The organism is Aeromonas molluscorum, assembly GCF_051376105.1.
Lineage (GTDB): Bacteria > Pseudomonadota > Gammaproteobacteria > Enterobacterales > Aeromonadaceae > Aeromonas > Aeromonas molluscorum.
This window is the reverse complement of the sequence record NZ_JBPQCY010000002.1, coordinates 463,386-487,961: the sequence shown is the minus strand read 5'-3', so window position 1 is coordinate 487,961 and position 24,576 is coordinate 463,386. Positions and strand designations below refer to the sequence as shown.

At 57.3% G+C, this 24,576-nt stretch carries 27 protein-coding genes; 6 read left to right on the top strand and 21 right to left on the bottom strand.

The window, feature by feature from the left end:
- Positions 1–12 precede the first annotated feature (12 nt).
- On the bottom strand, positions 13–1,578 hold the full coding sequence (gene murJ, locus ACSMDR_RS12875) for a murein biosynthesis integral membrane protein MurJ (RefSeq protein ID WP_436468508.1): 1,566 nt from the start codon (positions 1,576–1,578) through the stop codon (positions 13–15).
- A gap of 191 nt (positions 1,579–1,769) precedes the next feature.
- On the opposite strand from murJ, the gene rpsT reads away from it, so the two are divergent.
- Positions 1,770–2,033 (top strand): 30S ribosomal protein S20, encoded by a 264-nt coding sequence (gene rpsT / locus ACSMDR_RS12870; RefSeq protein WP_005892298.1) that lies wholly within the window; start codon positions 1,770–1,772, stop codon positions 2,031–2,033.
- Positions 2,034–2,082: 49 nt separating this feature from the next.
- Here rpsT and ACSMDR_RS12865 read toward each other — a convergent pair whose 3' ends face one another.
- The 8 genes from ACSMDR_RS12865 to rppH form a co-directional block, all read right to left on the bottom strand.
- Entirely contained in the window at positions 2,083–2,385 is a 303-nt protein-coding gene (locus tag ACSMDR_RS12865) for an ArsR/SmtB family transcription factor (RefSeq protein WP_005892300.1), read from the bottom strand.
- Positions 2,386–2,435: 50 nt separating this feature from the next.
- Positions 2,436–3,368, bottom strand: a complete 933-nt coding sequence (gene nhaR, locus ACSMDR_RS12860) for a transcriptional activator NhaR (RefSeq protein WP_005892303.1) — start codon at positions 3,366–3,368, stop codon at positions 2,436–2,438.
- Positions 3,355–3,762 (bottom strand): hypothetical protein, encoded by a 408-nt coding sequence (locus ACSMDR_RS12855; RefSeq protein WP_436468507.1) that lies wholly within the window; start codon positions 3,760–3,762, stop codon positions 3,355–3,357. The genes nhaR and ACSMDR_RS12855 overlap by 14 nt, the downstream gene beginning before the upstream one ends.
- Entirely contained in the window at positions 3,759–4,949 is a 1,191-nt protein-coding gene (nhaA, locus tag ACSMDR_RS12850) for a Na+/H+ antiporter NhaA (RefSeq protein ID WP_005892402.1), read from the bottom strand. Before nhaA ends, ACSMDR_RS12855 begins: the two co-directional genes overlap by 4 nt.
- A 238-nt stretch (positions 4,950–5,187) precedes the next feature.
- Positions 5,188–5,982, bottom strand: coding sequence for a thymidylate synthase (gene thyA, locus ACSMDR_RS12845; protein WP_436468506.1), 795 nt, complete (start codon positions 5,980–5,982; stop codon positions 5,188–5,190).
- Positions 5,979–6,803 (bottom strand): prolipoprotein diacylglyceryl transferase, encoded by an 825-nt coding sequence (gene lgt, locus ACSMDR_RS12840; RefSeq protein WP_436468505.1) that lies wholly within the window; start codon positions 6,801–6,803, stop codon positions 5,979–5,981. Before lgt ends, thyA begins: the two co-directional genes overlap by 4 nt.
- A gap of 73 nt (positions 6,804–6,876) precedes the next feature.
- Positions 6,877–9,144, bottom strand: a complete 2,268-nt coding sequence (gene ptsP / locus ACSMDR_RS12835; protein ID WP_436468504.1) for a phosphoenolpyruvate--protein phosphotransferase — start codon at positions 9,142–9,144, stop codon at positions 6,877–6,879.
- 12 nt (positions 9,145–9,156) lie between these two features.
- Positions 9,157–9,684: an RNA pyrophosphohydrolase gene (gene rppH / locus ACSMDR_RS12830; protein ID WP_005892412.1), complete on the bottom strand. Its 528-nt coding sequence runs from the start codon at positions 9,682–9,684 to the stop codon at positions 9,157–9,159.
- Positions 9,685–10,410: 726 nt separating this feature from the next.
- Between rppH and mutH the strand changes: the two genes are divergently transcribed.
- Together mutH and ACSMDR_RS12820 are read left to right on the top strand one after the other, a co-directional pair.
- Positions 10,411–11,091 carry a DNA mismatch repair endonuclease MutH gene (gene mutH, locus ACSMDR_RS12825; RefSeq protein WP_436468503.1) on the top strand — a complete coding sequence of 227 codons (681 nt, stop codon included), beginning with the start codon at positions 10,411–10,413 and terminating at the stop codon, positions 11,089–11,091.
- Positions 11,092–11,171: 80 nt separating this feature from the next.
- Complete coding sequence (locus tag ACSMDR_RS12820) at positions 11,172–11,495, top strand: isoamylase early set domain-containing protein (protein ID WP_436468502.1); 324 nt, start codon at positions 11,172–11,174, stop codon at positions 11,493–11,495.
- A gap of 91 nt (positions 11,496–11,586) precedes the next feature.
- Here the strand turns inward: ACSMDR_RS12820 and rplS are convergent, their stop codons facing one another.
- From rplS to ffh, 5 genes are all read right to left on the bottom strand, one after another.
- On the bottom strand, positions 11,587–11,934 hold the full coding sequence (gene rplS / locus ACSMDR_RS12815; protein ID WP_005892418.1) for a 50S ribosomal protein L19: 348 nt from the start codon (positions 11,932–11,934) through the stop codon (positions 11,587–11,589).
- Positions 11,935–11,966: 32 nt separating this feature from the next.
- Complete coding sequence (trmD, locus tag ACSMDR_RS12810; protein WP_005892420.1) at positions 11,967–12,716, bottom strand: tRNA (guanosine(37)-N1)-methyltransferase TrmD; 750 nt, start codon at positions 12,714–12,716, stop codon at positions 11,967–11,969.
- Positions 12,717–12,749: 33 nt separating this feature from the next.
- Complete coding sequence (gene rimM / locus ACSMDR_RS12805; protein ID WP_436468501.1) at positions 12,750–13,271, bottom strand: ribosome maturation factor RimM; 522 nt, start codon at positions 13,269–13,271, stop codon at positions 12,750–12,752.
- 24 nt (positions 13,272–13,295) lie between these two features.
- Positions 13,296–13,544: a 30S ribosomal protein S16 gene (rpsP, locus tag ACSMDR_RS12800; RefSeq protein WP_005892422.1), complete on the bottom strand. Its 249-nt coding sequence runs from the start codon at positions 13,542–13,544 to the stop codon at positions 13,296–13,298.
- Between the two features lie 182 nt (positions 13,545–13,726).
- A complete protein-coding gene (ffh, locus tag ACSMDR_RS12795; protein ID WP_436468500.1) occupies positions 13,727–15,106 on the bottom strand; it encodes a signal recognition particle protein in 1,380 nt (459 codons plus the stop codon).
- 201 nt (positions 15,107–15,307) lie between these two features.
- Between ffh and ACSMDR_RS12790 the strand changes: the two genes are divergently transcribed.
- Positions 15,308–16,099, top strand: coding sequence for a cytochrome C assembly family protein (locus ACSMDR_RS12790; protein WP_005892424.1), 792 nt, complete (start codon positions 15,308–15,310; stop codon positions 16,097–16,099).
- A 34-nt stretch (positions 16,100–16,133) separates the two neighbouring features.
- Entirely contained in the window at positions 16,134–17,423 is a 1,290-nt protein-coding gene (locus ACSMDR_RS12785; protein WP_005892425.1) for an HlyC/CorC family transporter, read from the top strand.
- A gap of 74 nt (positions 17,424–17,497) precedes the next feature.
- On the opposite strand, the gene ACSMDR_RS12780 is transcribed toward ACSMDR_RS12785, so the two are convergent.
- Entirely contained in the window at positions 17,498–17,965 is a 468-nt protein-coding gene (locus ACSMDR_RS12780; RefSeq protein WP_040318830.1) for an Rrf2 family transcriptional regulator, read from the bottom strand.
- 107 nt (positions 17,966–18,072) lie between these two features.
- Between ACSMDR_RS12780 and hmpA the strand changes: the two genes are divergently transcribed.
- Positions 18,073–19,266: an NO-inducible flavohemoprotein gene (gene hmpA, locus ACSMDR_RS12775; protein WP_436468499.1), complete on the top strand. Its 1,194-nt coding sequence runs from the start codon at positions 18,073–18,075 to the stop codon at positions 19,264–19,266.
- A 120-nt stretch (positions 19,267–19,386) separates the two neighbouring features.
- On the opposite strand, the gene ACSMDR_RS12770 is transcribed toward hmpA, so the two are convergent.
- The 6 genes from ACSMDR_RS12770 to ACSMDR_RS12745 all read right to left on the bottom strand — a co-directional run bounded on the left by ACSMDR_RS12770 (position 19,387) and on the right by ACSMDR_RS12745 (position 24,380).
- Positions 19,387–19,977, bottom strand: a complete 591-nt coding sequence (locus ACSMDR_RS12770; protein WP_436469318.1) for a tetratricopeptide repeat protein — start codon at positions 19,975–19,977, stop codon at positions 19,387–19,389.
- Between the two features lie 423 nt (positions 19,978–20,400).
- On the bottom strand, positions 20,401–21,336 hold the full coding sequence (mdh, locus tag ACSMDR_RS12765) for a malate dehydrogenase (protein WP_436468498.1): 936 nt from the start codon (positions 21,334–21,336) through the stop codon (positions 20,401–20,403).
- Positions 21,337–21,554: 218 nt separating this feature from the next.
- The gene (gene artM / locus ACSMDR_RS12760; protein ID WP_436468497.1) at positions 21,555–22,217 is read right to left on the bottom strand and encodes an arginine ABC transporter permease ArtM; all 663 of its coding nucleotides are present in this window, start codon (positions 22,215–22,217) and stop codon (positions 21,555–21,557) included.
- A 2-nt stretch (positions 22,218–22,219) separates the two neighbouring features.
- A complete protein-coding gene (gene artQ / locus ACSMDR_RS12755; RefSeq protein WP_005904836.1) occupies positions 22,220–22,870 on the bottom strand; it encodes an arginine ABC transporter permease ArtQ in 651 nt (216 codons plus the stop codon).
- Positions 22,871–22,873: 3 nt separating this feature from the next.
- The gene (locus ACSMDR_RS12750) at positions 22,874–23,611 is read right to left on the bottom strand and encodes a transporter substrate-binding domain-containing protein (RefSeq protein ID WP_436468496.1); all 738 of its coding nucleotides are present in this window, start codon (positions 23,609–23,611) and stop codon (positions 22,874–22,876) included.
- 28 nt (positions 23,612–23,639) lie between these two features.
- Complete coding sequence (locus ACSMDR_RS12745; protein WP_005904833.1) at positions 23,640–24,380, bottom strand: ATP-binding cassette domain-containing protein; 741 nt, start codon at positions 24,378–24,380, stop codon at positions 23,640–23,642.
- Positions 24,381–24,576 lie beyond the last annotated feature (196 nt).

The window sequence follows — 24,576 nt, the reverse complement described above, 5'->3', positions numbered from 1 at the left end:
CAGCGGTCTGGATCAGCCCTCGCGGCTGGATTTCAGGTGTCGTGGTCGAATTCCGAGCATCAGCAGGCAGATCCCGTAGACGCCGCCTCCCATCAGCAACAACAGCGTCAGCTCCCAACTGGCCTTGGCCATGCTCCAAGCCCCCCATTGGGCAAGATCCGGTGACAGGTAGCCAAGTAGGCCCCCCATCATCAAGGTCGCCGCCAATAACTTGAGGCAGAAGACCCCGGTTTGACGGGATGGACGATAGACACTCTGCTGATAGAGGCCTTTAAACAGCAGGGCTGCGTTCAGGGTGCCGGCACAGGCGGTCGCCAGCGCCAATCCCACATAGCCGAGGGGGTAGATGAAGATGAGGTTGCACACCATATTGGTCACCATGGCCATGATGCCGATCCGCACCGGGGTCTTGGTGTCCTGACGTGCATAGTAGCCGGGGGCCAGCACCTTGATCAGCATCAGGGAGAGCAGGCCAGTGGTCGACGCCAGCAGACTGGCGCTGGACATGGCAACCTCGTGCAGACCGAACTCACCGCGCATGAAGAGCACCCGCAGTATGGGTTCACGCAAGATGGCAATCCCTATCATGGCCGGCAGGCCGAGCAGCATCACCATGCGCACCCCCCAATCCATGGTGCGGGAAAAATCGGCGGGATCTGAATCCACATGCTTCTTGGCCAACGCAGGCAGGATGACTGTGCTGATGGCCACTGCAAACAGGCCTAAGGGGAATTCCAGCAGGCGATCCGAGTAGTAGAGATAGCTGATGGCCCCGGTCGCGAGGAAAGAGGCCAGCATGGTGTTGACCAGCAAGTTGATCTGGCTGACCGATACCCCGAACAGTGCCGGGATCATCAGGGTGCGGATCTTGACCACCCCAGGATGGTGCCAGCCCCACTTGGGCCATACCAGCATGTTGATTTGGCGCAGGAAAGGATACTGGAATAGAAACTGCACCAGGCCGCCCAAAAAGACCCCGATCGCCAGGGAGAGCTCCGGCCTCTCCATCAGCGGCGCTATCCACCAGGCCGACGCTATCATGGTGATGTTGAGAAAGACGGGAGTGAAAGAGGAGACGGCGAAGCGGCCGAAGGTATTGAGGATGGCCCCCGCCATGGCGGTGAAGGTGATAAACCAGAGATAAGGAAAAGTTATTTTGAGCATCAAACTGGCCAGCTCGAACTTCTCGGCCGCCGGGCCACCATGCAACCAATCCCAGAACCAGCCCCAGCCAAACAGGGCAGTCAACACGCCAGAGCCCAGCACCCCAAACAGAGTCACTATGGTCACTATGCCACCAAGGGTCCCCGCCACCGCCGCAAGCAACTCGCGCACCTCCCGCTCATCGCCATTTTTCTTGTACTCGGTCATGACCGGGACGAAGGCTTGGTTGAAGGCACCTTCGGCAAAGAGCCGCCGCAGGAAGTTGGGAATGCGATTGGCAAAGAAGAAGACATCGGCAGCCGCTCCTGCGCCGAGCAGATTGGCGATAACCACATCGCGAACCAAGCCCATCACGCGGGATACCAGTGTCATTGAGGACACTATCATACCGGATTTGATCAATTTCTTACTCAAGACGAGGCCTCTGGAACTGTCAGAATGAAAAGAATGCTGCTAGAATCGGCCGACAGTTTAACCGCCTCCCAACTGACACACCACCGGGGGGCGGTGTTTATTTGCACAAATCATTTGACAATATGTGGTTGAGAAGGCATATTTCCGGGCCTTTTCAATACACTCGCTAAGACAGTTTTAGGAGTTTTACCTTGGCTAATATCAAATCTGCTAAGAAGCGCGCGATTCAGTCAGAGAAACGTCGTCAACACAACGCTAGCCGTCGTTCCATGACCCGTACTTATCTGAAGAAAGTAATTGCTGCAATCGCTTCTGGCGACAAAGCTGCTGCCGTTGCTGCTTTCGCTACCGCTCAGCCGATCATGGATCGCATGGCTACCAAAGGCCTGATCCACAAGAACAAAGCTGCTCGTCACAAGAGCCGCCTGTCTGCCCAGATCAAAGCTATGGCTTAATCAGCTTCGGCTGAATAAAGCAAAAAAAACCGGCCTCAGTGCCGGTTTTTTATTTATCTGTCGTGCAGTAAAGTTTGTGCAACAAACCTATCATCTCGCGCACCTCATGGCTGCGTAGCGAATAATAGACCGTCTGGGCCTCTTTTCGCGTCTCAACTAGCTCATCTCGCCGCAGTACCGCCAGATGTTGTGACAATGCTGACTGGCTCAAGCCAAGGACTTCGTTCAATTCGCCGACCGACAACTCCTTGTCCAGCAGCTGACAGAGAATGAACAGCCTTCTCTCGTTGGCCAGCGCCTTGAGCAAGGCCACCGCCCTCCCCGCATTCGCTTCCATCGCTTCCAGATCCATGCCGTACTCCTCTTGACGCAAGTCGGGATAATACCTTGACTGGCCTCAATTTAAAACGACAGGCTGGCCGGCTGTATGGTGGAAAAATTCTCCTGTCCGGCAAACAGGAAAGAGAAATCACTCTCGCATACCCGCTTGACCGCAGGGTGCTGGATCATGCGTTCCGCGAAGATGACGTAATACTCCTCCATCAGATCCTGGGTCTCGCCGAGCAGCATGACGCCCTCCCCCTCCAGTATTTCTTCCCGGTAGATAGTGGGTGCCATGAAGATGCCCTGATTGAAGAAGCCGAAAGCCTTCATCAGCGCGGCATCATCAAATTCCCCCAAAATACTGGGGGAGATACCTTGTTGCTCAAACCACTGGGTCAGCTGACGTCCCATGGCCGTGCGGCGACCCGGGATGAGCAACTTGCGCTCCTCCAGACAAGCGGGAAAAGGCTTTTCCGGCAGCGGTGCCTTGCAAAAGAAGCTGACCCCGCAGCCACCGAGTCGTTTGGAAAGCAGGCCAGCATGCTGGCTGGAGTCCACTGGGCAGTCAGAGAGGATCATGTCGAGCTTGTGCTCGCTCAATTGTTCGAGCAGCAGCTCGTGGGTCGATTCGAAGCAGCGCAGATGGATGGAGCCATCATTGGGTATGACGGAGAGCAGCACACGGCTAGCCAGGCGCTTGGAGAGTGCATCGGCGATACCGACGTCGAACAGTATCTGGCTCTCCTTGCGGTAATTGACGATATCCAGCATCTCGTAGGAGAGGCTGAACATCTTGTCAGCGTAACGAAACACTAACTGCCCCAACTCGGTGGCCTCAAGAGAGCGCCCCTTGCGCTTGAGCAACTTGCCCCCCAGCCGATGCTCCAGCAACTTGATCTGGCCAGTAACCGTCTGGGGCGTCAGGAAAAGAGCCTCCGCCGCCTGAGTGACGGAGCCCTTCTTCTGAGTCATCCAAAAATAATAGAGGTGATTGTAGTTAAGGTGTGACATCCGATAGGGTTTCCGCGCTGCGCGGACTCCGGTAGCAGCTGAGTTCAACCGCCAGAATGTCATACATGTCACTGACCGAGTCAACCTTGTTTGCCGCGAACTGGTTAATCAAGGTCTGTTTCAACTTGGCGGCATCGGGTCGACGCTGGCCACAGTAGCGTTTGTTGTCATGCTTGAGTCGCTCACCGACCCGGCTGCGCAGCGCCCGCTCCTGGAAGGTTTCCCCAAAACGGGCACGAGCTTGCTGATCTCCCATGCCCAGGGCGCCATCCACTACGCCATCGAGATAAGCGGAGCAGTCAGGCGAAACGGCATCCTGCTTGCATTGTTCCAGCCCGCTGGCCCAGGCCGTGGCAGGCCCGAGCAGCATCAATACCATCAATGTTTTCTTCATAACCCCTCCGTACTCTGGTCGGCGATCCCCTTGGGCAGGGACAAGCGCAAGGCAACATAGCCCACCACGGCAGCCAGGGTGGAACCAACCAGTATGCCCAGGCGCGAGTAGCTGCCATAGTCCATGCCGCCGTGCTCGAATGCCAGGGAGGCAATGAACATCGACATGGTAAACCCGATGCCGCACAGGATGCTGACCGCAAAGATCTGGCGGAAGTTAACCCCGGGTGGCAACTGGGCGAGGCCCAGACGCACCGACAGCCAGCTGATGGTGAATACCCCCAGTGGCTTGCCTACGAACAGACCCAGCATGATGCCCATGGGTACAGGGCTGAGCAGGGTATCCAGCCCAATGCCATCGAGGGAGACCCCCGCATTGGCAAAGGCGAACAGGGGCAATATCAGGTAGGCACTCCAGGGATGGAGCTGGTGTTCCAGATGTTTGAGCGGCGAGAGGTGACGCTCTCCCTTGAGAGGGATCAGGAAACCGACGATCACCCCGGCGAGCGTGGCATGGACGCCGGATTTGAGCACGGCCACCCAGAGCACCAACCCGACCAACATGTAGAGGGAGATGCGATCCACTCCGCGGCGGTTCATCCATACCAGCGTCAGGGTTGCCACCAGTCCCACGGCCAATGCCGCCAACGACAGCTGCTGGGTGTAGAAGAGAGCGATGATGATGATGACGCCCAGATCGTCCATGATGGCCAGCGCCAGCAGGAAGACCTTGAGACTGGTGGGTACCCGCTTGCCTAGCAGAGCCATAACGCCGAGGGCGAAGGCAATGTCGGTGGCCGCCGGTATGGCCCAGCCAGCCCGGGTCACCTCATCCGAATAGTTGAAGAAGGAGTAGAGCAAGGCAGGCACCAGCATGCCCCCCACGGCAGCAATGGCCGGGAAGGTCGCCTGTTCCCTGGAAGAGAGCGCCCCTTCCATCATCTCCCGCTTCACCTCCAGCCCGACCAGCAGGAAGAAAATGGCCATGAAGCCATCGTTGATCCAGAGCAGCAGGGGTTTGTTGATGTCCAGCGCCGAGATGCGCACCTGGACCCGGGTATTGAGGAAGGCCTGATAGGCATCGGCCAGACTGGAGTTGGCAAGCAAGATAGCAACCAGCGCCGCCAGGATCAGAATAATCCCCGAAGCGGACTCCAGTTTCAGAAAGCGTTTAAATACATCACTCATGGTCAAGCTATCCCCCCAAAATTCTATTGGATCCAGTCTAGACAGGGATTAGAACAATGAAAAATCGTTTCTTACAGCCTAAATCAACGGAAAAACCGAAAGCAAAACACCAATAAGCGACTATAAGCATGCACATGCCAGTGAAAAACTCAGGCAGCCACTGACTTACATACTGAATGAATATCTACGTTATTGCATAAATGAAGGGATGAAAAAGGCGCCCGCAGGCGCCTTAATATTAGATGGCGACGGGCGCCTTGATGCCAGGATGTGGATCGTATCCCTGGATCTCGAAATCCTCGAACTGGTAGTCGAACAGGGAGTCCGGTTTACGCTTGATAACCAGTTGCGGCAGCGAGCGCGGTTCCCGGGAGAGTTGCAGCGCCGTCTGCTCCATGTGGTTGGAGTAGAGGTGTACATCACCGCCGGTCCAGACGAAGTCACCTACCTCCAGATCGCACTGCTGGGCCATCATATGGGTCAGCAGGGCATAGCTGGCGATGTTGAAGGGCAACCCCAGGAATACGTCGCAACTGCGCTGGTAGAGCTGGCAGGATAGCTTGCCGTCCGCCACATAGAACTGGAAGAAGGCATGACAGGGGGCCAGTGCCATTTTATCCAGCTCACCCACGTTCCAGGCCGAGACGATGATACGGCGAGAGTCCGGATTCTGCTTGATGTCATCAATGGCCTTCTGGATCTGATCGACAGCGGTACCATCAGCCGCCGGCCAGGAGCGCCATTGGGCGCCATAGACAGGGCCAAGATCGCCGTTCTCATCGGCCCACTCATCCCAGATGCTGACGCCATGTTCCTTGAGATAGGCGGTATTGGTATCGCCATTGAGGAACCAAAGCAGCTCGTGAATGATGGATCTCAGGTGGCACTTCTTGGTGGTGACCAGCGGGAATCCCTCGGCCAGATTGAAGCGCATCTGATGCCCAAACAGAGAAACCGTGCCAGTACCGGTGCGATCGGATTTGACCGTGCCCTCATCCAGGATCTTCTGCATCAAGTCGAGGTAAGCTCTCATTTTGCCTCCTTGGCGGCATTACCGAACAGGCGAGGCTGCTTGTAGGCGGCCCAGACCATGATGGCACCGGCCAATATCATCGGAGTGGAGAGGATCTGCCCCATGCTGATCTCCTGGAAATAAAGACCAAGTTGCGCATCGGGTTGGCGCACGAACTCCACCAGGAAGCGGAACAACCCGTAGCAGAATAGGAAGAGCCCCGAAATGGCGCCCCGGGGCGGCTGCTTACGCCAGAACAGATTGAGGATGATGAAGAGCACCACCCCTTCCAGGGCAAACTGATAGAGCTGGGATGGGTGGCGCGGCTCGGGGCCTGCCTCCGGGAATATGATGGCCCAGGGCACATCGGTGACGCGACCCCAAAGCTCGCCGTTCAAGAAGTTGCCGATACGGCCAACCCCCAGTCCGAACGGGATCAGCGGCGCGACGAAATCTGCAACCGTGAAGAAGTGACGCTGGGTCTTGTGGGCAAACCAGATCATGGCGGTAATGACGCCAATCAGGCCGCCGTGGAACGACATGCCACCAGTCCAGATCTTGAACAGATAGAGAGGGTCGGCCAGGAAGAGATCGAAGTTGTAGAAGAGTACGTAACCGACTCGCCCCCCCAGGATCACCCCGAGGAAGCCGTAGAAGAGCAGATCCGAGACCTCGTTGCGGGTCCAGCCACTGTTGGGTGCATCGGCGCGGCGGCCAGCCAGCCACATGGCAAAGGCGAAGCCGACCAAGTACATGAGGCCATACCAGCGTACCGACAACGGCCCCAGGCTGAATGCGATGGGATCAATCTGTGAGAAAACCCAATATCCATCGTGCTGCATAAGCGTCTCTGTCAAACGAAAAGCCGCATTTTGCGATCAATCTCGCAGGGGGACAAGGTTTGATGTTAATCAGTTAGGGCTTGTGACCTGCTCGCAGCAGGCCACCCAGGCCCTGTTCTTCCAGATAGCGGGCAAACAGGCCACGCAACACATGGGGATTGTCGTGTTTGAGCCCCTCGGCCAGCAGGCTGGTCAGTTCGCTCAACGTCGACTGGCGCAACACATACTTGATGCGGGCTATGTTGTGGGTATTCATGCTGAACCGGCGATAACCCATGGCCAGCAACAGCAGGACACCGACAGGATCGCCAGCCAGCTCGCCGCAGACCGACACCGGTTTTTTGTATTGGTGGGACGCATCAACCAGCAGTTGCAAGGCTCGGATCACCGCCGGATGGAAGGCATCATAGATGTTGGCCACCCGGGCATTGTTGCGATCTACCGCCAGCAGGTACTGGGTCAGATCGTTGCTGCCCACAGACCAGAAGTCGATGAGAGGCGCCATCTCCGGCAAGATGTAGAGGGCGGAAGGCACCTCTATCATGGCGCCAAGGCTGGGGTAATTGATGGCGGCCCCGCGGGTCGCGGCCTCTTCAGAGACTTCCCGCCAGGCCTGATCGAGCAGGCGACGAGAGGCTTTTATCTCTCCCACGCTGCTGATCATCGGCAGCATGATGGTGAGGTTGTCCAAGCCTTCGCTTGCTCGCAGCATCGCCTTGAGCTGGACCAGGAACAGTTCGGGGTGATCCAGGGTGAGCCGGATCCCCCGCCAGCCAAGGAAGGGGTTCTCTTCGACGATAGGGAAGTAAGGCAATGGTTTATCGCCCCCCACATCCAGGGTGCGCATGCAGACGGGACGGTCGCGATAGGTTTCGAGAATACCGCGATAACGCGCAGTCTGCTCCATCTCCGAGGGGAAACTGTCTTGCAGCATGAAGGGGATTTCGGTGCGATAGAGCCCAACCCCGTCGGCCAGTTGATTGAGGGATATCTCGGTGTCGGCACTGAGCCCGGCGTTGAGCAGCAAGGAGACCTTGACGCCATCCGCCGTCTCGGACGGCAGGTTATCGACAGTGCGAACCAGCGTGTCGAGGGCCCGCTCCTCATCAAGCAACTGGCGGTATTCGGTCAGCAGCAGCGCACTGGGTTCGATGAAGAGATCGCCGCTGTAACCATCCAGGATGAGCGGACGGCCGCCTATGTCACCAAGCGGCAGCTCGACCCCCATGATGGCAGTGATGCCCATGGCCCGCGCCAATATGGCGGCGTGGGAGTTGGTTCCCCCCTTGAGCGACACCACACCGCTCAAAAACTCTCGCGGGATCTCGGCCAATATGGTGGCGGTCACCTCATCCGCCACCAGAATGACGGGTTCACCTATGGTGAAATGTTCGGGCTCATTCTGCACCAGACGGCTGATCAGCCGCTGGGCTATGTCCTTCACATCGGTGGAGCGCTCCCGCAGATAGGGATCCTTCATGCCCCGGAACTGATCGATCAGGCGATCGCTGACCAACTTGACCGCGGAGACCGCAGTCCAGTGTTCCTTGCTGACCTTATGACGGATTGGCTTGATATAGCTGGGATCATCGAGCAGATGCAGATAGATATCGAAGATGGCGACCGAATCCTGGCTGTAACTCTCGCGAAAACGCAGCGCCAGACTCTCCAGATCGTGCCGTACCTCTGCGACCGCCTCCTCGAGACGGGCCAACTGAGCCTGGTGATCCTCGTCCTTGCGCGGGTTGATGGTATTGAGCGCCTTGCGCGGGCGCCAGACCCAGGCTTTGGCAATGGCAATACCACTGGCGCCAGCAATGCCGCGCAGTGGCTTGCTCCAGTCGGTTTTCTGCAACCAGCCCTTGGTCTGGGCATGGGCGATCCGGGCCGCCAGCTGGGCGGCCAGCGTCACAAGGAAAGACTCCTCGCTCTCGTCAAAGAGCCGGCTCTCTTTCTGTTGCACCACCAGGATACCCACCACTTGACGCTGATGCATGATGGGGGCGCCGAGGAAAGAGCGAAACGCCTCCTCTGCCACATCGGGTAGAAACTTGAAACTGGGGTGGGAGGGGGCATCGGCCAGGTTGATCAGCTCTTCGCGCTGACCGACCAAACCGACGATACCCTGCTCGAACGGCAGCGTGGTCTTGCCGACGGCCGCTTGCGCGAGGCCGTCAGTGGCTGCCAGCCGGTAGCAGCGAGCCTCGGGTTCGGAGACGTAAACGGAACAGCAGGATACCTGCATGGCGAGCCGGGTCTGGCCCACCAATGCTTCCAGTGACTGCTCGAGGGTGTTGGCCTGAGCCATGCTCTCGACGATACGTCTCAATTCCGTCAGCAAATACTCTGCTCCTTAGCGAGAACGGTGGCGCCGTCCTTCCTTCTTGTTACTGACCTGCTGCGCCACTGGCATCGCCAGCGGGGCAAACTCCTTCATCACCCGGCGATACACTTCCCGCTTGAAGGAGACGACCTGGCGAACCGGATACCAGAAGCTGACCCAGCGCCAGTCATCAAATTCAGGATGACCATAACAGCCAAATTGAATGTGCGACTCACTACCTGAATTCAACTGCAGCAGAAACCATTTCTGTTTTTGGCCAACACAGACCGGTGAACTGTCCCAACGGACAAGACGTTTGGGTAAGCGATATTTGAGCCAGTTACGGCTGATAGCCAGTATGGTCACATCCTCGGGCTTGAGGCCAATCTCCTCATACAATTCCCGAAACATGGCCTGCTCTGGTGTCTCACCCTCATCCACTCCCCCCTGGGGAAACTGCCAGGAGTGCTGTCCATAGCGCTTAGCCCACAGAACTTGTCCTTCGCGGTTACAGATCACGATGCCGACATTGGGACGAAACCCGTCACCATCTATCACGTGATCACCTTATAAAGGCTGAATCTATAAGGAGATTGTTCCACATTCACCCCTTGGCAGCAAACGGCGGTTACATCCCGCGAATCATGAATAACTTTCTATTTCAACCCAAGTTATAAACAAACTCAGGGATCCTCATCCAGGAGTTGCTCACGCTAACTGTGCATAACACTGTGAGCAAACGGGTATACCCACACATACTAACAAACGAGATCCCTGACGAACAGTGATATCCCTCTTGGATGAGATAAGAATAACTTCTTTAAATACATATAAATAACTATAAACAACTGGATCAAGATCCATGGTTTTGCAACCACAGGATCCCGGATCCAGATTGTGAACAAGTCTGGGTGCTCAAAGATCCATCAAGATGGATTTATCCACAAGGCCTGACCTCTATCTCGCCAGGATCCCGGCCAAAAAAGCGGTTGGATCACATTTTTTTTCTCTTAAAGTGGGAAGCGCTCCCCATGGAGATCAGTTATCCAAGTTTTCTGTGGATAACTATGTGTAACAAGCAGGGCAAACCCTTGGACAAGTTCATGACATGAAGATCCTGATAACAACAAAGCCAGATTTCATCATCAAAATCATTTAAAATCATGATGATAAGTAAGCGGCTTCCATTATGCCCCTCTTACTTATTCCGTTCGGCACACTGCTGATAAAATCAGCAGATCCCGATCGGATCACGGATCCCCCCTCTTCACCACAGGAGAACCCATGCCTTCACCCACGCCCCCCCAGTCAGAACAGGAGTTGCTGGCCCGTGCCCATGCCATCGCCGGTTTCACCCTGGCCCAGCTGGCGGCTAAGACTGGCATCAAGGTGCCGCGGGACCTGCGCCGGGACAAGGGCTGGGTTGGTCAGCTCATCGAGTGGCAGTTGGGTGCCAGTGCCGGCAGCAGGCCGGAACAGGATTTCCCTGAGCTGGGCATAGAACTCAAGACAATACCGGTGGATCCAAAAGGTAAGCCGCTGGAGACCACATTCGTCTGCGTGGCGCCGCTGGTTGGTATCAGTGGTCAGCGCTGGGAGGACTCCAATGTGCGCAACAAGCTGTCGCGGGTGCTCTGGATCCCGGTCGAAGGCAGCCGCGATATCCCGATAGGAGAGCGACGGGTCGGCATGCCACTGTTGTGGATCCCCAGCGCCGAGGAGAATGCCCTGCTGCGCCAGGACTGGGAGGAGTTGATGGACATGATAGTGCTGGGTGAGGTGGAACAGATCAGTGCTCGCCATGGTCAAGTCATGCAACTCCGTCCCAAAGCCGCCAACAGCAAGGCGCTGACTCGCGCCATCGGCAGGGCAGGCCAGCCGATCATGACCCTGCCCAGGGGCTTCTATCTCAAGATCCCCTTCACCCATGCCCTGCTGATGCGCCACTTCGCCTTGCCCAAATGAGACTTTATCTGTCACCTTGTCATAAATTGGTATAAAAATAACCAATCTGGTTTCTTCGTAGCCAATGACAAGGAGGCGTCATGCCTATCAATAAGCAGTTCCTCAAGTCCCGTCCGGAAGTCAAAGTCACCTTCGCAGTGGAGAAAGTTGCCGCCGAAGGAGCCGAACAGGTATTGCTGCTGGGAGAGTTCAACCAGTGGCAGCCGATCGAGCTCAAGCGTATGAAAAGTGGCGAGTTCAAGGCAACCCTCAATCTCCCCACCGATGGCCCCAGCCACTTCGAGTACTGCTATCAACTGGTCCACTCCGATGGAGAGAGTCGTTACGATAACGACTGGGCGGCAGATGCGTACGTGCCAGGCCCGTTTGGGCGGGACAACTCAGTGGTGCGAGTCGACGCCTAGCCTTCCAGGTCCAACGCCAGCAACAAAAAAGGCTCGCCATTGGCGAGCCTTTTCACTATCCGTCGATAAATCGACACCAATTCTAATTGAATTAGTTGAGCTTCTCTTTGATACGAGCAGCTTTGCCGGACAGGTTGCGCAGGTAGTACAGTTTGGCGCGGCGAACATCACCACGACGCTTCAGTTCTACACTGTGGATCAGCGGAGAGTGAGTCTGGAATACACGCTCAACACCTTCGCCGTTGGAGATCTTGCGAACGGTGAAAGCAGAGTGCAGACCGCGGTTACGCTTGGCAATGACGATGCCTTCGAAAGCCTGCAGACGCTCTTTACCACCTTCTTTAACGCGCACTTGAACACGTACGGTATCGCCCTGGGCAAAAGCCGGGATGTCGCTACGCAGTTGCTCTTGTTCAAGCTGCTGAATAATCTTGCTCATTGTCTTTCCTTACCTAGGATAAACTGAAAACTCTACTTAACGCTGTCACGCACTTCGCGGACATACTCGGCAAGAAGTGATTCTTGCTCGTCAGTCAGAGCTAGGTTGTTAATAAGTTCCGGCCTACGTTGCCAGGTTCGTCCGAGCGATTGCTTGAGCCGCCAGCGTCGAATCACTTCGTGATTGCCGCTTGTCAGCGCCTCTGGCACCGCCAATCCATCCAACACCTCTGGCCGAGTGTAGTGGGGATGATCCAGCAAGCCATCCGTAAAGGAGTCCTGCTCGGCACTGGCCTGATCCCCCAATACCCCTGGGACCAGACGCGAAACCGCATCGATCAGGGTCATGGCAGGCAACTCGCCACCACTTAGCACGTAATCGCCGATAGACCACTCTTCATCGACTTCGGTTTGTATCACGCGCTCATCGATACCTTCGTATCGACCGGCAATCAGGATCAATTTCTGATCCGTCGCCAACTCGGTTACGCCCGCTTGAGTCAGCTTGCGCCCCTGAGGGGAGAGATAGATGACTTTCGCCCCGTCTCCCGCCGCTTGCTTGGCCGCATGAATTGCATCACGCAGCGGCTGAACCATCATTAACATGCCGGGCCCACCACCATAAGGACGATCGTCGACCGTACGGTGTTTGTCGTGGGTAAAGTCCCGGGGGTTCCAGCACTCAATCTGCAGCAGGCCACTCTTGACGGCCCGACCCGTTACCCCGTATTCGGTAATGGCTCGGAACATTTCCGGGAAGAGGCTAATCACCCCAATCCACATAAGAAACCTCCGATACTCTGTTACCGCGGGAAACTAGAAACCAGGATCCCAATCAACTTCGATTGTGCGAGCAGTCAGATCAATATTCTTGATCACCTGCTCTTCCAGGAACGGAATCAACCGCTCCTTTGCGCCAAAGGCATCTTTTACATTGGCTTCAACCACCAACACATCGTTGGAGCCGGTTTCCATCAATTCGGTCACCTTGCCAAGGTCATATCCCTTGGTGGTCATCACAGAGCAACCTATCAGGTCACGCCAGTAGAACTCACCGTCGGGCAGACCAGGCAACTGATCGGCGGGTACGCCAATCTCGACATTGGTCAATGCCAGGGCATCCTCGCGCACATCGATACCATCGAGCTTGCAGATCAGACCCTTGTTGTGACGCTTCCAGGCCGAAACCTTGAGTTCACGCCACTCCCCGTTCTGATGAATCAGCCAGGGTTTGTAATCGAAAATCGCTTCGGCAACATCGGTGAAGGAGTTCACTTTCAGCCAGCCCTTGATGCCGTATACGGTACCCAGGGTGCCCAGAACTATAGGTTTATCCACCTTAACTCCCTACCGTTTGGCTGATTAAGCAGCTTTAGCAGCGTCTTTGATCAGCTTGGCAACACGGTCAGAAACAGTGGCACCAGTACCAACCCAATGCTCGATGCGAGCCAGGTCCAGGTTCAGCTTGTCAGCGGAACCAGAAGCAACCGGGTTGAAGAAACCAACACGCTCGATGAAACGACCGTCACGGGCGTTACGGCTGTCAGCAACTACTACCTGGTAAAACGGACGCTTTTTCGCGCCACCACGTTGTAAACGAATGGTTACCATATCGTCCTCATTAACATCTAATGAACAGGGCCCGCAAACACGCGAACCCTAGCTTAAAATAAGCCGCGTAATACTACTTGAATTCATGCCAATTGCAACTGAACCAGCCAAATTTTGCGCAGCCTGCAGACAACAGAGGCTCCCTCGGGGGGAGCCTCTTGCATCGGAGGGGATGATACCGATTAGAAGGGGCCGCGACCACCACCACCGAAGCCCGGTGGCAGCATGTTTTTCATCTGGCCCATCATTTTGCGCATGCCGCCCTTGCCGGACATCTTCTTCATCATGCGCTGCATCTCGGTGAACTGCTTGAGCAGCTTGTTCACATCCTGCACCTGCATGCCAGAGCCTGCAGCGATGCGGCGCTTGCGGGATCCCTTGATGAGATCGGGATGAGCTCGCTCCTTCGGGGTCATGGAGCTGATGATGGCCTCCATGCGAATGGTGAGCTTGTCATCCATCTGATCTTTCACATTGTCCGGCAGACCGGACATGCCCGGCAGCTTGTCGAGCATGCCCATCATGCCGCCCATATTGCGCATCTGGGCCAGCTGCTCGCGAAAATCTTCCAGATCGAAGCCCTTGCCGCTCTTGACCTTGTCGGCCAGCTTGGCTGCTTTCTCTTTGTCGACGGTGCGTTCCACCTCCTCGATGAGGGAGAGCACATCGCCCATACCGAGGATGCGCGATGCCAGACGGTCAGGGTGGAAAGGCTCGAGCGCGTCGATCTTCTCACCCATGCCGATGAACTTGACCGGTTTACCGGTGATATGGCGCACGGAGAGCGCGGCACCACCACGGGCATCACCATCGGCTTTGGTGAGGATCACGCCGGTGAGCGGCAGCGCCTCGTTGAACGCCTTGGCAGTGTTGGCGGCATCCTGACCCGTCATGGCGTCCACCACGAACAAGGTCTCGACCGGCTTGATGGTGGCGTGGAGATCGCGGATCTCGTCCATCATGTCGCTGTCGACGTGCAGGCGACCGGCGGTATCCACGATCACTACGTCATAGAACTTCTTGCGCGCGTGATCGATGGCCGCATTGGCGATCGCCACCGGTTTCTGGGTCGCGTCGCTCGGGAAGAAGTCAACGCCGACGTCCCCGGCCAGCGTCTCTAGCTGCTTGATGGCGGCGGGGCGATAGACGTCCGCACTGACCACCAGTACCTTCTTCTTGTTGCGCTCTTTCAAGAACTTGGCGAGCTTGGCAACCGTGGTCGTCTTACCGGCCCCCTGCAGACCGGCCATCAATATGATGGCCGGCGGCTGGGCTGCCAGGTTGAGCTGCTCGTTTGCCTCGCCCATCACGGAGACCAGCTCGCCGTGCACTATCTTGATGAAGGCCTGGCCCGGGCTCAGGGACTTGGCCACTTCCTGGCCGACGGCTCTATCTTTGACCCGCGCCACGAAATCGCGCACCACGGGCAGCGCCACGTCCGCTTCGAGCAGCGCCATGCGCACCTCGCGCAGAGTCTCTTTGATGTTCTCTTCGGTCAGTCGCCCGCGGCCACTGACATTGCGCAGGGTGCGCGAGAGTCGTTCTGTCAAATTCTCAAACATGACGCTTTCCGGTTCTTGGCATAGTAAATGGCGGCATTATACCTCAGCCATTGCCTGAGGACGATTATTCGCCGCATCGACTGCGACGGCCTGCTTCCTATATATGGGCAGATTGCCGATTGCACAACTGGCGAGCACCTCACCCGCAGGGTATACTGCCTCCCTTGTTCACCTAAATGCTTGTTCAACAACGACCTGGTTATGATCGTGATCTCTGTTCTGGCCCTGGCGTTTTACCTGCTGGCCATCATCGCCTCCCTGCATCTGTTGCTGAGCGCCAAGCCGACGGGGCAGCACAAGTTGTTCGCCTGTGTTGCGTTCGCCCTGATCGCCCATGCTATTACCCTGGGTGCCGAGGTGACACAGACCAACTCGGGCCAGAATCTCAGCATGTTGAACGTGGCCTCCCTGGTGAGCCTTATCATCAGCACCTTCATGACCTGCGCAGCTCGCCGTTTCAACGGCTGGATCCTGCTGCCCGTGGTCTACGGTTTTTCGGCCCTGTTGCTCACGGCAAGCGCTCTGATCCCGAGCCGCTACATCACTCATCTGGAAGCCCATCCCCAGCTGTTGCTGCACATAGGTCTGGCGCTGATGGCTTATTCGGTGCTGATGATAGCCTGCCTGTTTGCCTTGCAACTGGCCTGCCTCGACCGCCAGCTCAAGTCCCGCAAGCTCAGTCAGTTGCCCGCAATGCCGCCCCTGATGACGGTGGAGAAACGGCTGTTCCAGCTCATCTCAGCCGGTCTCTTCCTGCTGACGCTCTCCATCGCATCCGGCCTCTTCTTCCTGGAGGACATGTTTGCCCAGGGCAAGTCCCACAAGGCAGTGCTCTCCATTCTGGCCTGGTGCGTCTATGCGTTTTTGCTCTGGGGTCATCATACCCGTGGCTGGCGTGGCCGCCGCGTCATCAGTCTGAGCCTGATAGGTTCAGCAATACTGACCCTCGCCTATTTTGGCAGCCGCTTCGTCAAAGAAGTACTGCTCAACTAAATCACTCATAAACCAGCACCAACAGGAGCCCTTTTTGGACAGCATATCAACGAGCACATTATTGATTGTTCTCGTTATTCTGATCTTACTATCCGCTTTTTTCTCGAGCTCCGAAACCGGCCTGATGTCGATCAACCGTTACAAGTTGCGTCATCTGGCACAGACCAAGCACAAGGCTGCCCGTCGGGTAGAGCGCTTGCTGGCACGTCCGGATCGCCTCATCGGCCTCATCCTCATCGGCAACAACCTGGTCAACATACTGGCATCCGCCATCGCCACCATTGTGTGTATCCGGCTATTTGGTGACTTCGGGGTGGCCGTGGCCACCTTCGGCCTGACCATAGTGGTACTGATCTTCGGTGAAGTAACGCCCAAAACCCTGGCGGCCATGTATCCGGAGAAGATTGCTTATCCGGCCTCCTGGATCCTCAAGGGGCTGATGGTGCCGCTCTACCCCTTCGTCTGGCTGATCAACGGCATCACCAGCAGTCTGCTCAAGCTGCTCAAGATTGCCCCCAAACAGCGTGACTCCCTCAACACAGAGGAACTGCGCACCATAGTCAACGAGGCGGGTAGCATGATCCCCCAGCGTCACCAGGACATGCTGCTCAGCATCCTGGATCTCGACAAGATGACGGTGGAGAACATCATGGTGCCGCGCAGCGAGATCTACGCCATTGATATCAATGACGACTGGAAAACCATACTCCGTCAGCTGGTGCACTGCGCCCACACCAAGATACTGCTCTATCGCGACAACATAGATGACGCCGTCGGCTTCCTCCATGCCCGCGACGCCCTGCGCCTCATCGCCAAGGATCAGTTCAGCAAGTCGAGCCTGCTGCGGGCGGTCAAGGAGATCTACTTCATTCCGGAGGGAACCCCCCTCAATGTCCAGCTCGCCAAGTTCCAGCGCAACAAGGAGCGGATCGGCCTCATCGTCGATGAGTATGGCGACATCCAGGGACTCATCACCCTGGACGACATACTTGAGGAGATTGTCGGTGATTTCACCACCTCCATGACGCCCACGCCGAGTGACGAAGTCCATCCCCAGCCAGATGGTTCCTTCCTGGTCGAGGGCTCGGTCAGCATCCGCGAGCTCAACAAGGAGATGAACTGGCATCTGCCGACCGATGGCCCCCGTACCCTCAACGGCGTTATTCTGGAGTACCTCGAGGAGATCCCCCAGCCCAATATCGGCATACGGCTGGCGGGTTATCCCATAGAGATACTCGAGGTGGAACATAACATGGTCACCATGGCGCGCATCATGCCGCAGTTCTACCGCAGCCCAGCATCCGCCGAGGATGATGACGACTGATGCCGACCGCGCCTTGAGTGCCAAAACGAAGAAGGGCTGCCCATAGGCAGCCCTTCTTCGTACCGGGAACCGACTCAGAAGTCGTTGTCGTCGGCAGCGATGGTGAGGGTCGGGATCAGCTCGCCGAACACTTGAACCAGTTCGTCGCGATTGGCCAGCAAATCCTGCAAGCTATAGCCATCCATCACCCCCAGGAAAGCATTCATGGCATCCTTCAATGCCCCTTTGAGCAGGCAAACCGAGATAATGTGGCAGACGGGAGAGTGGCAATCGATGCCATCCAGGTTCCCTTCCAGCTCGCGGATCACCTGCCCTATGTTGATGGCATCAGGGGCACAGGCCAGCCGAATGCCGCCATGCTTGCCACGCTGGGATTGCAGATAGCCCAGCTTCACCAGCTGATTGACTACCTTCACCATGTGGTTGCGGGAGACGCCATACAAGGCAGAAACCTTGGCGACACTCGACAACTCACCCTCCGGCAGCGTCGCCAGATAGAGCAAGGCTCTTAATCCAAAATCGGTATAACTTGTCAGTCTCATAATGCCTGTTTAGCGCAAAGCGAAAGAGGGAGGATTGATCCTCATCAAATAAACATCTAGGATGCCACTTATTAAGTGACATTTTGAATGCTCAATTAAGAGGTCCTATGTTAGATCAAGCCACCATCGCAGTCATCAAAAGCACCATTCCCCTGCTCGAATCGGCCGGGCCTGCCCTGACCGAGCACTTTTATCAGCGCATGTTTCGCCATAACCCCGAGCTAAAGGATGTATTCAACCTGGCTCATCAACGCAGTGGCGGCCAACCGCTGGCGTTGTTCAACGCCGTCGCAGCCTATGCCAAGAACATCGACAACCTGGGTGCCCTCGCCGGTGCCGTGGAACGCATTGCCCACAAACACACGGGTTTCCTGATCCAGCCAGCACAATATCACATTGTGGGTAGTCATCTGTTGGCCACGCTCAAAGAATTGGGCGGTGAAGCGGTCACCGAACAGGTACTGGCGGCCTGGGGCAAGGCTTACGGGGTGCTGGCCAATATTTTCATCGGCCGGGAGAGCGAGATCTACCAGGAAAAGGCCGAGCAGCCCGGTGGCTGGCAAGGTGGCCGAGCCTTCGTCATCGAGCACAAACAGGCCGAGAGTGAGGTCATCACCTCCTTTGTGCTGGCACCGGTCGATGGGTTGCCTGTCCTCGACTTCCAGCCAGGCCAATATCTCAGCCTCAAGCTGGCGCACCCCGACCTGACATATCAGGAGATCCGCCAATATTCCCTCTCCGATGCACCCAACGGGCGCAATTACCGGATCAGCGTCAAGCGTGAATCCCAGGGACAAGTATCCAACCTGCTCCACGACAAGCTGCAACCAGGGGATGTCGTGGAGGTGATGCCACCGACGGGGGACTTCGTGCTGACGGCCAAATCCGATCAGGCCGTGGTGCTTATCTCGGCCGGTGTGGGCCAGACCCCCATGCTGAGCATGCTCAACCAGCTGTTGGCGATGGGACATGGCGCCAATATCCGCTGGCTCCATGCCTGCGAGCAGGGAGCATTGCATGGCTTCAAGCAGGATATCCACACCAAGTGCCGCCAGCATGCACAATTGCTCAGCCGGGTCTGGTATCGCGTCCCGACAGATCAGGACCAGCCGGGAGAGGATTATGACTTCACCGGCACCATGGCACTGACGCAGGTACGGGACCTGTTGCCCGATGACGCGCACTACTACTGCTGCGGCCCCCTGCCCTTCATGGCCAGCATCAAACAGCAGTTGCTGGAGCTCGGGGTGAATGGCGAGCACCTTCATTACGAAGTATTTGGCCCCCATCAAGATCTATAAGGGTCAGGTATCCATATCAAAAAGGGGAAACAGCCTGCACGGCACGGCGGCTGACTTTCCCATAAAATGAGGGCCCCTGCTGCAAACAGGGGCCCTCTTCTCATCACTGGGCAAAAAGAGTCAACCCATGGCCTTGGCCCGCGCCACTGCATTGGCGGGCATGCGAGCGGCAAGACGCGACAGCAGGCTGGCCGCCCGGCCATGAAGTGCCTTGTCGCCGATCACGGCACCATGCAGCAACTGGTAGGCCTCCTCATAATCCAGAGGGCTGCCGAGCCCCGCCAGCAACATCTCTATCCACTCCAACTGCGCCTTGAGCAAACCCTGGCTCGCCGCCTCCCGCATCAGCGTCTCGGCGCGTAGCAGATCCTTCTGCACCAGTATCCCTTTCCAGTAGTAACGGCCCAGCTGCTCCAATGCGGGAGCCAGTCCTTGATCCGCCGCGGCCCATAGGAACTTGACCCCCTGCTCAGCATCGGGCTTCACACAGACGCCCCAGGCCAGCATGTCTCCCCACAGAAACTGATAGGAAGGGATCTTCATCACATTGGCCCGCGCCTCTATATCCTGGGTCAGCTGACACCTGTCCTGCTTGACCTGCTCGAGGTGGCGGCCTTGCTCGATCCAGTCGAGCAGCTCGTCCTGACGATAGAGGGGCACAACCTGCAACGGTGCCACCGAGACCGGAGGCAACTTGGTCGCAGGATCCACGACCTCGACCAGGGTGGCGGGTGCCGCCGAGGTCTGGTTAATGGGGGCAGGCCACTGGGGCAGACCTGCACCGGGCAAGGCGGATGGCGTGGCGGCCTTGGCCTGGGTGAGCGGCTGACCAGAGTTGGATGTCGCGGTACTCTCGGCAGGCAACACTGTCGCCTTGGCAGGTGCCGGTTCAGATGCAGCCAACAACCTGGTGTCGGCCGAACTGGCGTCACTGGGTACTGCCTGAGCCTGACCGGCCAGCGCACACGTAAAGACAATGAGGGGGAATACGTTCATCATGGGTTCTCCTGCTGCTCTCCTGTATCGGCCGCAGGGAGCCATCCCTTGAGTCAGGATGAAATCCGGATGGCAATTCGCAGCGCCAAGATAACGAAAAGGGGAGCCTGAGCTCCCCTTTTTCAATCATCAGGCGCTTTACTTGACGAAGTCGACACCCAGCTGGATATCGGCTTTCAGGGTGGCCAGCATGTCATCCATCGCTTCCTGCTCGAAGGCGCTCAGCTTGCCGTAGTCCAGTATGGTCTCGACGCCGTGCTTGCCCAGCAGGATAGGTTGCGCGAAGAAGCTGGCGTGCTCGCCATTGCCTTCCACGTAGGCGCACTCGATGACGTTGGCCTCGCCTTGCAGACCCTTGATCAGCGACAGACCGAAGCGGCAAGCCGCCTGACCCATGGACAGGGTCGCCGAGCCGCCACCGGCTTTGGCTTCCACCACTTCGGTACCCGCGTTCTGGATACGCTTGGTCATGGCAGCCACTTCCTCGGCGGAGAAGTTGGCACCCTCAATCTGGGACAACAGCGGCAAGATGGTCACGCCGCTGTGACCGCCAATGACGTTGACTCGCACTTTATCAACGTTCAGGCCCTTGGCCTCGGCCACGAAGGTCTCGGCACGGATCACGTCCAGGGTAGTGATCCCGAACAGGCGGCGCTTGTCATAGACACCGGCTTTCTTCAACACTTCAGCGGCAATGGCGACTGTGGTGTTAACCGGGTTGGTGATGATGCCGATCAGGGCCTGCGGGCAGGATGCGGCACACTTCTCGACCAGATTCTTGACGATACCGGCGTTGATGTTAAACAGATCGGAACGATCCATGCCGGGCTTGCGCGCGACACCGGCAGAGATCAGCACAACATCGGCGCCGACCAGAGCAGGGCTAGGGTCTTCACCACAAAATCCTTTTACTTTCACGTCAGTCGGGATGTGGCTCAGATCGACGGCCACACCCGGGGTGACGGGGGCGATATCATACAGGCTCAATTCGGAGCCAGCAGGCAGGCGATTCTTCAGCAACAGGGCAAGGGCTTGGCCTATCCCACCGGCGGCACCCAGAACGGCAACTTTCATGATCAACTCCATGTTTAAGCAGGTTTAAGGTTGTTTCTTGTTGTGCGCCCAACCTTAAAGGATCCCCCCCTAAAAAACAATCTGATAACAGTTGCGATAACAGGTTCTGTGAGCTACGGAACAGCCAGCGCCGAAAGAGGAAGGTAAATGTGAAAAATTGAAGGAGAAGCACAGATTTTCTGTGTTTCTCCTTCAATCAGAGGGGCAAGATAAGGAGCCTAGCCTTGGAAAGCCAGGGCACGGCGTTCGCACCAGCGAAAGCCAATTGTTAACAAACCATTCATACCGAGGTAGAGGGCCCCTGCCACGGTGAACACCGCCAGGGTGTCATAGGTCTGGGCATTGAGGCGCTGGGCCAGCCCCATGATGTCCATGATGGTGATGGTACTGGCCAGGGAGCTGCCCTTGAGCACCAGTATCACCTCGTTGGAATAAGCGGGGACCAGGCGACGGGCAGCATGGCGCGCCTTCATCCACAGGGTCTGGCCAGGGGTGAACCCCAAGGCGCGGCAGGCTTCCACCTCCCCCGCTGGGATAGCTTCGAGTGCCCCCTTGAACAGCCGCGTCGAGTAGGCCGCCGTATTGAAGCCAAGGGCCAGCACGGCGCAGAACCAGGGCTGTTTGAGCAGCGGCCAGAGCGGCCCGGATTTAAGCCATTCAAACTGGCCGGGCCCGTAATAGATAAGAAAAATCTGGATGAGCAGCGGCGTCCCGGTAAAGATCAGCACCCAAACCTGCACCAGCTGGGTCGCCAACGGGATGCGGCGCTCCAGCACCCAGGTCATCAGGACGGCCATGGCCACCCCGAGCAGCAGGCTCAAGGCGGTCAGCTGCAAGGTGGTACCAAGCCCACCGAGCAGGGTGATCAGATAGTCTTGCATCCCTAACCTCCGTAGCGCCGGCTATAACGTGACGCCTGTTTGAGGCCCGCCTCGCTGACCAGACTGATCCCCAAATAGATGAGGGCTGCCGTGGCATACCAGGTGAAGGGCTGGTAGGTACTGGCCGACGCCATCTGGGCCTGACGCATCATCTCGTTCACCCCGATGAGGGAGACCAGGGCGGTATCCTTGAGCAGTACCAGCCACTGATTGCCCAGCCCGGGCAAGGCGTGACGCCAGGCCTGGGGCAAAACAATGCGAAAGAAGATCCGCCCCCGTCCCAATCCCAACGCCTGCGCCGCCTGGCGCTGACCGGCAGGCACCGCATTGAGGGCACCACGCAGGGTCTGGCAACCATAGCTGGCAAACAGCAGGGAGAGCGCCAGCACACCACAGGCAAAGGGGCTGAACTCCACGTACTCGCCTGTGATGAGGAACAGCACCTGAGTCGAGCCAAAGTAGATGAACAGCACGACCAGCAGCTCGGGCAGACCGCGGATCACCGTGGTCAGCGTGGCAACAGGCCAGCCGAGCCAGGGCTTGCCGCTCAGTTCGGCGGCACTGAATGCCAGCGCCAGCACCATGCCTCCCGCCAGGGAGGCCAGCGCCAGTCCCAGCGTCATCCAGGTTGCATCAAGCAGCAGGCTCAGCATGGCTTACTGCGCGAAGTACTTGTCGAAGATCTGCTGATAGGTGCCGTTGGCCTTGATTTCGGCCAGCCCCTTGTTCAGCTGGGTCAGCAGCTCCTTGTTGCCCTTGGCCACGGCGATGCCAAACCCGGTGCCGAAATATTTGGCGTCGGTGACTGGGGTGCCCATGGCGGCATACTCTTTATGCTGCTTGAGCCAGTCGGCGGCCACAGCAGTATCGGCAAACACGGCGTCGGTACGGCCATTCATCATGTCGAGGAAGGCGCTCTGGTAGCTGGCGTAAGGCACTGTCAGCAGGCCCTTGCTAACCCAGTTATCGACCAGATACGACTGGTGGGAGCTGCCGTTTTGCACGCCTACCGTCTTGTCGACCAACTCTTCCGGCCCCTTGAAGGCGTCCTTCTTGGCCACGAAGACGGCGGAGTTTTCGTAATAGATGTCGGAGAAATCAACCTGGGCGGCCCGCTCTGGCGTCACATCCATGGCGGCGATGGCAGCATCGAAGCGGTGGAACTTGAGGCTGGGGATCAGGCTGTCGAACGCCTGGTTATGGAAGCTGCACTCCAGTTTGGCCTGAGCGCAGATGGCACGAGCCAGGTCGATGTCGAAGCCCTGGAACTCGTTCTTGTCATCCAGATATTCGAACGGGGCATAAGTCGCCTCGGTGACGAACTTGATCTCTTTGGCCACCACTGTGGTGCTCAGCAGTCCCATGGCCACGGCCAGCAATACGCTCTTTTTCATGTGATTGTCCTTGTCAGAATGAAGGGATTCAGTGATTCAGAAATTCGGCAAAACGGCTTGTCTGGGGCGAGCTGAAGATAGCGGCAGAGCCGGATTCGATAATCTGACCCCGCTCCAGATAGATCACCTGACTGGCCACTTTGCGGGCGAAATCGACCTCGTGAGTGACCACCACCTGGGTGATCCCCGTCTCACCCAGGCCTCGGATGATCTGGGCGACCTCCTTGGTTATCTCGGGATCCAGCGCCGCGGTCGGCTCGTCAAACAGCAGTACTTCGGGGTCCATCATCAGGGTCCGGGCGATGGCCACGCGCTGCTGCTGGCCGCCGGAGAGCCGGGCGGGCCAGGCATCGCGCTTGTCGGCGAGTTGCAGTTGTGCCAGCAGATAGCCGGCTTTATCGATGGCGGCCTGCTTGCCCATGCCGAGCACCTTGATGGGCGCCTCGATGAGGTTTTCCAGCACAGTCAGATGAGGCCAGAGATTGTACTGCTGGAACACCATGCCCACCTTGCGGCGCAGCGCCTGGGCTTCTCGGGCGAACTCGCCTTTGGACAGGGTCGAAGGGAAAGAAAATTCACTCTTGCCGATACGCAGGGTACCGGCATCCGGGGTGTCGAGCAGGTTCAGCATGCGCAGCAGCGAGCTCTTGCCCGCACCGCTCGGGCCCAGCAGCACCAAGGTCTCGCCGGGGTTGGTGCAAAAGGATACCTGTTGCAGCACCTGCTGTTTGTGCCAGGACTTGTCGATAGCGTTTAATTCAATACCCATACAACCCGACTGAATAAGTTTTCAAAATTTCGTCCTGATTTTAATCTCAATATGGGTATATGCAAGCTAAACTTGCATCAATATGCAGTACAAACCGCAGTTCCTTGCCAAAAAAGGCATATGAATGCAAAATGGCCGTGCTGAACATAGCTGCCGCCTGCGCACTACAGGCCGCCACCCTCCCTCATTCGTGAGT